We start from the raw sequence: 11,319 nt of genomic DNA on the forward strand, positions 1-11,319 counted from the left end.
TTGTCATCAGACAAGCAGGCATTCTAACGCATGGCTTATAAAGCCAAGTTTAACTTAAAGAGGTGGCTAAAGCAGTCCGAGTAATTTGGCCACTCCTATGAGTAGTAAGGACAACCCCCAAAGCCAAAAGAAACTATAAGCAATGTGCCTGCCCATAGAGAGTTTGGCAAGCCCTAGTCCTAACCAAAGTGCGGGGGAAAGAGGAGAGACAAAAGTACCCAAAGTCGCGCCCACAAGCATGACATAACCCACACTTTGGGTCTCTACGCCTATGGGAGCTACTAGGCTGGCGACAATGGGATAGAGAGTGAAGTAATAACTATTGGTGTCCAAGATTAGTTTGAAGGGCACGCCCAAAGCCCCGACTATCCAATGCAAATAAGGCAAGATTGAAGCGGGTAAATAGTCGGTTAAATGCTTGGCGATGGCTTGCAACATGCCCGACCCGCTCAAAATCCCAATATACATGCCTGCGCTCAATAAGATCAAGACCATAGAAATCGCCTCTGGAGCATATTGCTTGATCTTATCCATGCGCGCTTTGGGGTTGGGATAATTGATGAGCAGGGCCACACAAAGCGCGATCAAAAAGCAGAGTTCTGGGGGTAAAATTTTGCACACAACGGCTAACAACGCCAACAACGCTACACATAAATTAGCTAAGAAATGTCTTGGCGTGCCCAAGTCCAAATTAGGGGCATCTTCTAAGGCTTGGGGAGGCGTATTTTTCAAACGCCTTTGTTCTCTCCAGCCCAAGATCACCGCTAAAAAAAGCACACAGACCAGTCCGATAGCTTGCAAGGGTAATAAAGAGAAATACAGCGCGCTAGTTTCCACTCCTAATACACTGGCCACGCGCCCCAAAGGTCCACCCCATGGCAAGAGATTAGCCAAGCCCGCACTCATCGCTACCAGCAATACCAAAAGGTAGGGATTGAGATTGAGGCGTTTGTAAATGGGCAAGAGTGGGGGGATCACCACTAAAAAGGTGCTCGCTCCCGAGCCATCCAAGTGCGCAAGTGTAGCAATCACACAAGTGCCCACACAAATGGCGATCGCATTCCCTTTAGAGAGTGCAATAACGCCCCTGATTAGAGGGTTAAACAGCCCGACATCATTGAGAATCCCAAAAAAGAGAATAGCAAAGAGAAACATGAGGGCGATGTTAAAGACCTTATTGACCCCCTGCCTGAAATACGCAACCAAAACTTGGGTGTGATCTTGTAAACTATGGATAATGGAGTGAGTTTGCAACATGCTTTGCAAAGCAGATTCAAAGGAGGCTTGGATTTGCAGAGTTTTTAGGCCGGCTTGGTAGGCTTGGGTGATTTGTGTGGCATTAACCACTGGGTTTTTAACTTTTGGCTTGAGCTTGAGAGCTTGGTAAGCTGCTTGTGCAAAACGCTCAGAGGCATCGCCAGGCAGGGGTGTAGGGGCAACTTGACTTAAGAAATTTTGAATATAAGAATCTTGTAAAAGGTAGGCGTAGTTACTGGGAACAACCTTGTTCCCAGTAAGTCCACTCACTCCCCAAAAACCAAGCAAACCCACCAAGGGCAGGAGAGTCAAGGCGACCATGGGAGACAAGCGCTCGCGTAGCAGCGTGTAGATCAAAGCAACAATAATCGCGCAGGCAAAGAAAATTAACATCTACAAGTCTCTTTAAAATGCCCCCCAAAGGGAGGGGCGAAAAGTGGAACAAAAACCTGGATTAGGGGTGCGCATGGGCGTGGGGATGACTCGCGTGGGGATGGGCGTGGGGGTTTTTGTCCATGTTATGGGGATTGCCCTGTGCGCCCACATAACTAATCTTGCCATGCGCGTCAATGTCATAAGCCTGACCAAAGCCTTTCACAAAACGCCCACGCATAAATTCCAGCTTAATCAAGTGGAAGTCTTGCATGTGGCGGATTGCTTCAAGTCCCCTACCCTTGCCATGTTTGGCTAGAAAATTATCGTAAACCCTATCAAACTCTGCGCCCCTCTCTACAAAATGCACACGAGTCTTATAGCGTAGGCGTTTGCGCAAAATGGGGGATTTTGCGCTGGCTTCGTCCTCTAAAAACATCACTTCTACATTTTCAGGGTGCGCTTTAAGACTGCTAAAATGCTCGGCCACTTCGCTCACATAAATGTAAAACTGGGTGCAATCGCCCTCTTGAGAAGAGAGCAGTGCACTATAAGAGCACACCACTTCATTTTGGGGGTTAAGGCTGGCTACACAGACACTGCTAAACCCATCCCTAAAAGCTTCTAAATCCGCGCGGACATTCTCTAAATCCGTGGTTTGGGGTATGGATTTACATAGCTCAATAATGGCATGTTTGATGTCCTCCATTTTAGCCACCTTGGCAGGGTAGTCGATTTTTTGCACCTGTTCTTCTGCCTTGTCTTTGAGCTTGTAGGCAATTTCAATAAACTCTGTGGTGGCGTTTTTCAAACGCACATCTAGCGCATCTTTGATCTGACCAAATTTGGCAAGCAAGCCTTTCATTTCCTGCACATGGTTTTGATTCATGTGATCGAGGATAAACTTCAAATCCATGGTAAAACTCCTAGTTAGAATTTAAGGCTTTATATCGTAGCATAGGAACATTAATTTAGGATTTACAAACCGCGTGCTAACGCGATCGGTGTAAAGCTACAGCCTATCTATCTAGGAGTCACGCTATGGTGTGTGTTGTGTTAAGTGGAGGGAGTGGAAAGAGGTTGTGGCCTCTGAGTCGCGGCATCTTTCCTAAACAATTTCTCAAATTCTATCAGGGGCGAAGTCTTTTTGGCTTGGCTTTACAACGCCTAATTCACCAAGAGGCGCGTTTTTTAGTGGTGTGTAACCAGGCGCATTACTTTCATACCTTGGAGGAAGTGAGTCAGGCACATTTGGAGTCGCGCACCCAGTTTCTGCTAGAAAGCGCACCTAAAAACACCATGAACGCTTTGATTCTAGCCAGCCTAACTTGTGCTCCTGAGGAAATTCTCTGTATTAGTCCCACAGACCACCTCATGGATCAAGAGGCTTTACAAAACGCTTTGAACCAAGCCCACCCTCTAGCCCAGCAAGGTAAGATGGTGTTGCTGGGAGTTGCCACTTCACCCAATAGCCAGTATGGTTTGATCGCATGCACACTTGCAGGGCAAATCGTAGACTTTGTAGAAAAACCCAGCGCAGAACAGATCGCCCAACTCTGCGCACAAAAGGATAGAAAATTTTTCATCAATAGCGGAATCTTTGTCTTTCAGGCTAAAGCGTTTTTACAAGAATGCGCCCTCCATGTCCCTGATATGCTCCAAGCCTGCCAAAAAATCTACGCTTCTGCCAAACACCTCCCCAATTTGATCAAATGCGACCACATGGAATCATTGGTGGAGGGCAGTGTGGATGTCTGTTTATGGCAACGTTCTAAAAATCTGGCACTGATCTCCTTTGAAGGTGCATGGCGTGATGTGGGACATTTTTTAAGTCTCAAGCAAAGTTTAGATGCGGATTCTAAGGGCAATGTCTGCCATCAGGGAATGCTAGAGATTCACGAAGCCACGAACAATTATGTTTTTGGCCTTCAGAATAAATTAGTGTGCTTGTTGGGAGTAGAGGAGTGTGTGGTGGTGGATAGCAAAGATGCTTTACTCATCGCCCAGCAAAGTCATTTAGACGCGCTTAAAAGTGTTGTGAGCAAGCTCGAGCAGAGTCATCCTGATGTGGTCAAAACGCATGTCCTAGAATACCGCCCGTGGGGAAGCTTTGAGGTGCTCTTAGAACACCCCACTTTCAAGGTCAAACTCTTAGAGATCACCCCACATAAACGCCTGAGTTTGCAACGCCACCAACACCGCAGCGAGCACTGGGTCGTGGTGGAGGGAGTGGCAAGCGTGGTGCTTGAAGAGCAAAACTTAGAAGTGCATGCCAATGAGAGTGTATTTATCAAACAGGGGCAATTGCACAGATTAGGCAATAGTACCGATCAACCCTTAAGAATTTTAGAAGTGCAATGTGGGCTGTGTGATGAAAATGACATTGAACGCCTGGAAGATGATTACAAACGCCCTTAAAGGAAAAAGATGAAAAAAGTTGCCTTAATCACTGGAATCACCGGTCAAGATGGAAGTTATCTAGCGCGCTACCTTTTAGATTTAGACTATGAGGTGCATGGGGTGAAACGCCGCAGTTCTTCCTTTAACACCAGTAGGATTGATGGAATTTACCAAGATGTGCACAGCCAACACGCCCGCTTTTTTCTGCACTATGGTGATCTGACCGATTCGAGCAATATGATCAGCCTGATTGCCAAGGTGCGCCCCACAGAAATTTATAATCTAGCCGCTCAAAGCCATGTGCAGGTTTCCTTCGAGATGCCCGAATACACGACTAATGTAGATGCTCTAGGGACTTTGCGCATTTTAGAGGCCATGCGCCTGCTCAATTTGCATGACACACGCTTTTATCAAGCCAGCACTTCGGAGCTTTACGGAGAAGTGTTACAGACCCCCCAAAATGAAAACACGCCCTTTAATCCACGAAGCCCCTACGCGGTGGCTAAACTCTATGGTTACTACATCACCAAAAACTACCGCGAGGCGTATAATATGTTCGCGCTGAATGGTATTTTATTTAACCATGAAAGCCCGGTACGTGGGGAAACCTTTGTTACACGCAAGATCACGATGGCGATCGCGCGCATGCTCCATGGTTTGCAGGAGTGTTTGTATTTAGGTAACCTGGATGCCCAGCGCGACTATGGACATGCTAAGGATTATGTGGTGGCGATGCACTTAATGTTACAACATGATACTCCTACAGATTATGTAGTCGCTAGCGGACAGACCATGAGTATTCGTGAATTTTGTGTCCGTTGTTTTGCCCAAGTGGGGGTGGAAATCGCCTTTGAGGGGCAGGGATTGGAGGAAAAGGGTGTGGTGGTAGGGTTTAAGCCCAACACTCTCTTCAAAGAAACCATGCCATTGAAATTGCAGCAGGTAGTGATCCAAGTAGACCCGCGCTATTTCAGACCCACAGAAGTGGATTTACTCTTGGGCGATCCGAGTAAAATTGAGCGTGAATTGGGCTGGAAGCGCCATTTTAGTGTGGACGATCTGATTACAGACATGTTGGTTAGCGATCTTGCCCTAGCCAAAAAGGAAGCGTCATTGCGCTAAGACACAAAGCGCCCAGGTTTTTTCCACCACCCTCGCCTATATGCCCAGTAGAAAATCCCCGCGCGCACATAGGTTTCCACGCAGATAATTACAAAGAGCCATCTGACATCCATAGCACTTTTGAGCAGAATGTACATCGGAATGATGCGTAAACTCCAAAGGCTGATGGTGTTGATGTAGAGCGAAACTTTCGCCATCCCTGCACCCCGAAATGCCCCATCGAGCACGAACAAGAAAATCAAGGGCACTTGGGATACCCCTACCGCAGCTAAATACCACGATGCTACCTCGATCACGATAGCATTCTGCGTGAATACAGAGGCAAAGGGTTTGGCAAAAATCACCATGAGAACACCCAAAATCCCCAAGAGGGAGCCCGCCACTTTGAGAGTAGCGCGGATATAGTCCTGGGCGATGTGGACTTGATTAGCCCCCAGATTCTGCCCTACTAACACCATGCATGCAATGGTAAAGCCTAATCCGGGCATGAAGCTAAAAGTTTCCACCCGCAAGCCCACCTGCATGCCTGCTAAAATCGCATCACCATAGCTGGCAACAAATTTGGAAACTAGAGTCATCGAAAACAGACTCAAGAGTCGCTCAAAGCCAGAGGGCCAGCCCACATGCCATGTGCGCTTGAAAAATTTCCAATCAAAAATCCAGTGGAACTTTAAGGGAGTGTTTTTGAATGCAATGACTCCAAATAAAATGGCCAATTCTAAGAAGGATACGATCACATTAGCCCAAGCGGCTCCCGCGATGTCCAAGCGCACAAACCCCCAATCTCCAAAGATGAGGGCTTGGTTGAGGAACAAACAGATAGCACTCATAAACGCTTTAATGAGTAGAGGGGTTAAGGTATCAGAGAGGCTGGCTAGTGCAGCCACCATTACATTTTTGAGAAAAATAGCGGGCATAGCAAAAATAAAGATTTCTAGGTAGGTATGGGCTAGAGCGTTGGCCTGTGTGCTCACACCCATCCAAGGCACAAAAAACCCAATTCCTATAAAGCCCAGCACGCAAGCGAACACACAGAGCACACCCGCACCCATTAAAATGCTAGAATACCCTACCGAAACGCTTTCTAAATCCTTTGCGCCTACAAGACGACTAAGCATGGCATTGGTGCCAATAAAAAAGATTGAATTGAGAGAGTAAAAAAGGAGCAGGTACTGCAAACCCACCCCCATGGCTACAATGTGCGTGTCTGAGAGTTTGCCCATGAAGACAATGGAAATAGCCAGCACAAAGATTTCTAAAAAATTATTGCTAGCAGAGGGCAGAGCCAGTTTGAGAATTTTTTTGAATTTTTCCATAAGGGTTATGCTAGCACATATTCACCCAATAATAAGTTTGCATGGGGTATAGTAGCTCTTCACCTCAATTTAAAGCATGCAGATGGAAGAAGTAGAAACCTCGCTTGGACGCAAAAAAATTTACAATCCTCACTCCGCAGAACCCGCCCAAGAGCGGCGTATTTTTGGAGGTAACCCTACTGGGATGTTCGATCTCAACCAGATCAAATACCAGTGGGCACACAAATTATGGAAGACGATGTTGCACAATACGTGGTTTCCTGAGGAAGTGGGTATGCAGGGAGATAAAACCCATTATCTCAAACTTAGCACGCAGGAAAAGATCGGCTACGATCGCGCTCTAGCCCAGCTTATCTTCATGGATAGCTTGCAGACCAATAACTTGATTGACAATATCAACCCCTTTATCACCAGTCCTGAGATCAATCTCTGTTTGGTGCGCCAAGCCTATGAAGAAGCCTTGCATAGCCATAGTTATGCGGTGATGGTGGAGAGCATCAGTGCTAATAGCGATGAGATTTATGAGATGTGGCGCACTGATGAGGCGTTGAAAAATAAAAACGATTGTGTAGCGCAAGTTTACATGGACTTAGCCCACACGCAGACAGAGCGTAATTTGCTCAAGGCGTTGTTTGCTAATCAAATTTTGGAGGGCATTTACTTTTACAGCGGGTTTAGCTTTTTTTACGCGCTGGCTAGAAGTGGCAAAATGCTCGGGTCCGCTCAAATGATTCGCTTCATCCAGCGCGATGAGGTGACTCACCTAGCTCTCTTTCAAAACATGATCAATGCACTCAAAAAAGAGCGTAAGGACCTTTTTACGCCCGATCTCATCGAAGAGGTTAGGGAGATGTTCCACCAAGCTGTGGAATTGGAGAGTGCATGGGGGGCTGTCATCACCCAGAATGAAATTCTGGATTTAAATCCTGTCAATTTGCGTGCTTATATCCAATACTTGGCAGATACGCGTTTGCATGCAGTAGGTTTGCCCAAGCTCTACCACACCAAGCACCCGATCAGATGGGTTGATCAGTTTTCTAACTTTAACGATCAACGCTCTAATTTCTTTGAAGCACGGGTGAGTAATTACGCTAAGGGCGCTTTGAGTTTTGAAGGGTTTTAATGCACCGCATCCAAAATGCCCATATGTGTGATAGCATTGCCAAACGCTTCCCCTTAGAAGAGAAGATCAGAGAGGCGATGTGTGCCATCAAGCGTGAGGAATTTGTGCCCTCCAAGCAACTTGCCTATACTCTTGATGCCCTGCCCATGGGTGCCGATCAATTCATCAGCTCACCCCTAACCGTGGCTAAAATGACCCAGTTTCTCAAACCCTATCAAGTGGATAGTGTGCTTGAGATTGGCTGTGGGAGCGGATATCAAGCTATGGTGCTTTCCAAACTCTTTCGCCGTGTATTCACCATTGAGCGCATTGAAAAACTCTTGTTAGAAGCCAAAGAACGCTTTAGAAGATTGGGAGTAACCAATATCCACACCAAACTGGGTGATGGGCAGCAGGGGTGGGCTGATTACGCCCCCTACGATCGTATTCTCTTTTCCGCATGTGCAACCAGTATTCCTAGCGCATTGGTCGATCAGCTGGAGGAGGGTGGAATCTTGGTAGCGCCCATGGGAACACAGGATCAAAAAATCACGCGCTTTATCAAACAAAAAGGGCGCTTAGAAGTGGAGAGTGTGTTGGATAGCTGTTTGTTTGTGCCCATTGTAGATGGGGTTGAACGGGGGGTTTAGGGGGTTTTATGCGCATTGCCAAAGGCTATATGCTCAATGCCGTGGCTCAGGTGTTCTTCTCTTTCTTCTTGGTACTCTTTTTCATTGCCTCCATTGTGATGCTTATTAGTATCGCCACGGTAACTTTGGTTGTCAAGCTCAGTGCGCTAGATCTCTTGCAACTCTACCTCTATCTTTTACCCGGAGCGATTTTTTTTATCATTCCCATCACCTTTTTTGGGGCATGTGTAATCGGGCTAGCCCGTCTTTCCTATGACCACGAATTGCTTGTATTCTTTTCCCTAGGGCTCGCGCCCAAACAGCTTGTGAAAGCTTTTTTGCCTCTGTGTTTAGTGGTGAGTGTCATTTTGCTGGTATTTTCCCTAATTTTAGTTCCTGCCTCCAAAAGTGCATATTATTCCTTCTTGCGTGATAAGAAGGAGCGAGTTGATGTGAATATCCAGGCGGGAGAATTTGGGCAAAAACTGGGGGATTGGTTGGTTTATGTGGGCAAAAATCAAGATGGCGTATTTAGTGATCTAGTGCTCTTTTCGCACAGGAGTTTAGTTGCGGAGAGTTTTATTATTGCTAAAGAGGGGAGAATCCGCAACCAACAGGGGCTTTTTGAATTGGTATTAGACCATGGCAATGCCTATTTTGCCACTAAGGATCAGGTACGCAAAGTGCACTTTAAAGAACTTATTTTAAAAAACAGGCCTGTATTCTCTGTTCGTTCAAATTCGGCTTACTTGCATGGACATGATTATGTAGACTACTGGAAAAAAGCCTTTGGGACAAATCCAGATAAGAACCAGCAACGCCGTTTTACTCAGGCTGTGCTTGTGGCTCTCTTTCCCTTAGTGAGTTTATTTCTTATCCCCTTATTTGGGATCGCCAATCCGCGCTATGCCAAGAATCTCTCTTATGTTTATGTATTAGTAGCTGTTGGGCTGTATTTTTTAGGCATGCACATTGTGAGTCAAGACGCGCCCCTAGTAGGCACCATCGCCCTGCCACTTCTCTGGACTTTGGGCTCTTACATGCTCTATCGGCGCGTGGTGGTGCGTTTCTATTGATACAGCGCTTTAGGATGCGCATTGCCTATGATGGGAGCGCCTTTCATGGCTACGCCAAACAACCTCATCTGTCCAGTGTGCAAGAAACTTTGGAATGCGCTCTGCAGAGTTTGGGAATCAAGGATACTTTATTGTGTGCAGGTAGAACAGATAAAGGAGTGCATGCCCTAGCCCAAGTGGTCTCTTTTTGCACCCCTCTGAGTTTACAAACTTTGCAAAGATACCTCCCCTCTAAACTTGCTCCGCACATTGTATGCAGAGGGTTAGAACCCGTACCACTAAATTTCCATCCCCGCTTTGATGCACGCATGCGCACCTATGGTTATGTGCTCAGTAAAACACTCCATAATCCATTTTTAAGCCGTTACATCACTCATTGCAATCATGGGAATTTAACGCAAATGCAAGAGGCGCTAGATTGCTTTATGGGCACACATGACTTCAAATTCTTCAGTAAAAAAGGAAGTGAGCCTGCTAATACGCAACGCCATATCTGTCATGCTCAATGCATGCAACGCATCTTCTTAGGAGTGCCCTGCGTATTCATCAAAATATGTGCACCCAGTTTTTTGCGCGCCCAAGTGCGCTTGATAGTGGGAGCGGCCTTGGCATACTCCCTGGGGTATTTACGCTTAGAACAACTCCAAACCCAGATTGATGCACAGCAACGCCATCACCACACCCCCGCCCCACCTCAAGGACTCTACCTGATGCGTGTTGCCTACTAGAAGGACTCTCTAATGTTATTTAAAATATGCCTAAACCCTGTTTTGCTAGTCATGTTGCCCTTATCGGCGCGCTCCTTGCTAGAGGTTTCCACCACTTTGGTACCCTACAAAAAACAATCCATCACTCTCCTGTCTGAGAACGATGCCTATGTCAATCCCATCGATCGCTACTATACAGCTGGCAATCGCATCGGCTATATCAGTAAGGAGTATAATTTTTGGGGAGCAGCCTACCACCAATCGTGGATGGCGTGGAGTCGCTATATCAGCCTGTTCTACAAGTCATCCAAAATGACGCGATTCGCATTCTCAGTAACCCAGAGCATTTACACGCCCTCACTCAAAAACTACTCTCAAAGAAATGTTGTGCTTCACGATCATCTCTATGCAGGTTGGTTTAGAGGCAGTTTAGGGATATTCCAGCGCAGCGCACGCAACTTGGAGAGTATTTTTATCTCCTTAGGGATGGTAGGCCCTGATTCTCTGGCACAAAAAATTCAAGATTGGATTCATGGCCAACGGGGGGACACAAAGTTTTTGGGTTGGTCTCACCAAATTCGCAATGAATGGATTTTTGAGTTTTCTTACCAGTGGTTGCGCAAAGTTCCCTTACTACAAACGCGCTTCTTCTCTATAGACATGATCCCAGGAGCTAGGCTTACCCTAGGCAACGCTCTTAGCTATGTCAGACTGGGCAGTACGCTACGCATGGGCTACAACCTCGACACGGACTTTGGTCCCAATAAGATTAACAGCAATCTCAGCGGAGGATTTCCCTACAATAACAGATTATCTTTCTACGCATTCGCGGGGGTGAGTGGGAGCTACCAACCTCTTAATATTTTCGTGCAAGGTAACAGCTCACAAACACGCGGTGTTACGCGCCTCTCCCCTATCATCTACGCCCTAGAAGGAGGAATCGCCCTACTCTACAAGGGCTTCAGACTAGCCTTTATCGCTACCAACCTCAGTAAGACTTTTCTCGAACAACCCCAAAGCCACAACATCGGCACGGCGGAAGTGAGCTTCGCCTTTTAATTCACATACCAAGTTTAAATGTCATTTTCTAGGATTAGCTTCCGTGACACGGATGGTTCTACCCATAAAGTCCGTGTTGTCCAAACTACTAATTGCTTTGAGCGCGCCTTCATCCTCCATCTCTACAAAGCCAAACCCTTTAGGCCTTTTGGTTTCCCGATCCGCAATGAGTTTCACAGAATTTACCACTCCAAATTGACTAAAGAGTTCTCCAACCTCTTGCTCTGTGGCGCTATAAACTAAGTTCCCGACATAAATGTTCTTCAAGTGCTCTCTCCG

General features: G+C 46.5%; 11 protein-coding genes. 7 read left to right on the forward strand and 4 right to left on the reverse strand.

Going from position 1 to position 11,319, the window contains the following annotated elements; genetic code table 11:
* Window positions 1-66 precede the first annotated feature (66 nt).
* A complete protein-coding gene (locus KCO92_RS02670; RefSeq protein WP_233710447.1) occupies window positions 67-1,650 on the reverse strand; it encodes a CitMHS family transporter in 1,584 nt (527 codons plus the stop codon).
* A 61-nt stretch (window positions 1,651-1,711) separates the two neighbouring features.
* A complete protein-coding gene (locus tag KCO92_RS02675; RefSeq protein ID WP_104695355.1) occupies window positions 1,712-2,545 on the reverse strand; it encodes a HugZ family heme oxygenase in 834 nt (277 codons plus the stop codon).
* Window positions 2,546-2,670: 125 nt separating this feature from the next.
* On the opposite strand from KCO92_RS02675, the gene KCO92_RS02680 reads away from it, so the two are divergent.
* Entirely contained in the window at window positions 2,671-4,047 is a 1,377-nt protein-coding gene (locus KCO92_RS02680) for a sugar phosphate nucleotidyltransferase (protein WP_104695354.1), read from the forward strand.
* A 9-nt stretch (window positions 4,048-4,056) separates the two neighbouring features.
* The gene (gene gmd, locus KCO92_RS02685; RefSeq protein WP_104695353.1) at window positions 4,057-5,151 is read left to right on the forward strand and encodes a GDP-mannose 4,6-dehydratase; all 1,095 of its coding nucleotides are present in this window, start codon (window positions 4,057-4,059) and stop codon (window positions 5,149-5,151) included.
* Here the strand turns inward: gmd and KCO92_RS02690 are convergent.
* Entirely contained in the window at window positions 5,148-6,467 is a 1,320-nt protein-coding gene (locus KCO92_RS02690; RefSeq protein ID WP_104695352.1) for an MATE family efflux transporter, read from the reverse strand. The genes gmd and KCO92_RS02690 overlap by 4 nt on opposite strands.
* 82 nt (window positions 6,468-6,549) lie before the next feature.
* Between KCO92_RS02690 and KCO92_RS02695 the strand changes: the two genes are divergently transcribed.
* The 5 genes from KCO92_RS02695 to KCO92_RS02715 are packed head-to-tail and all read left to right on the forward strand — an operon-like array spanning window position 6,550 to window position 11,040.
* Window positions 6,550-7,590: a ribonucleotide-diphosphate reductase subunit beta gene (locus tag KCO92_RS02695; RefSeq protein WP_104695351.1), complete on the forward strand. Its 1,041-nt coding sequence runs from the start codon at window positions 6,550-6,552 to the stop codon at window positions 7,588-7,590.
* Complete coding sequence (locus KCO92_RS02700) at window positions 7,590-8,219, forward strand: protein-L-isoaspartate(D-aspartate) O-methyltransferase (RefSeq protein ID WP_104695350.1); 630 nt, start codon at window positions 7,590-7,592, stop codon at window positions 8,217-8,219. Before KCO92_RS02695 ends, KCO92_RS02700 begins: the two co-directional genes overlap by 1 nt.
* A gap of 14 nt (window positions 8,220-8,233) precedes the next feature.
* Window positions 8,234-9,274 (forward strand): LptF/LptG family permease, encoded by a 1,041-nt coding sequence (locus KCO92_RS02705; RefSeq protein ID WP_104695381.1) that lies wholly within the window; start codon window positions 8,234-8,236, stop codon window positions 9,272-9,274.
* A gap of 14 nt (window positions 9,275-9,288) precedes the next feature.
* The gene (gene truA, locus KCO92_RS02710) at window positions 9,289-10,002 is read left to right on the forward strand and encodes a tRNA pseudouridine(38-40) synthase TruA (protein WP_233710446.1); all 714 of its coding nucleotides are present in this window, start codon (window positions 9,289-9,291) and stop codon (window positions 10,000-10,002) included.
* Between the two features lie 51 nt (window positions 10,003-10,053).
* Window positions 10,054-11,040: a lipid A deacylase LpxR family protein gene (locus KCO92_RS02715; RefSeq protein ID WP_199766163.1), complete on the forward strand. Its 987-nt coding sequence runs from the start codon at window positions 10,054-10,056 to the stop codon at window positions 11,038-11,040.
* A 21-nt stretch (window positions 11,041-11,061) separates the two neighbouring features.
* On the opposite strand, the gene KCO92_RS02720 is transcribed toward KCO92_RS02715, so the two are convergent.
* Window positions 11,062-11,307, reverse strand: coding sequence for an RNA-binding regulator (locus KCO92_RS02720; RefSeq protein WP_104695348.1), 246 nt, complete (start codon window positions 11,305-11,307; stop codon window positions 11,062-11,064).
* Between the last annotated feature and the right edge of the window lie 12 nt (window positions 11,308-11,319).

The sequence above is a fragment of the Helicobacter salomonis genome, from assembly GCF_017979425.1.
Classification (GTDB): Bacteria; Campylobacterota; Campylobacteria; order Campylobacterales; family Helicobacteraceae; genus Helicobacter; species Helicobacter salomonis.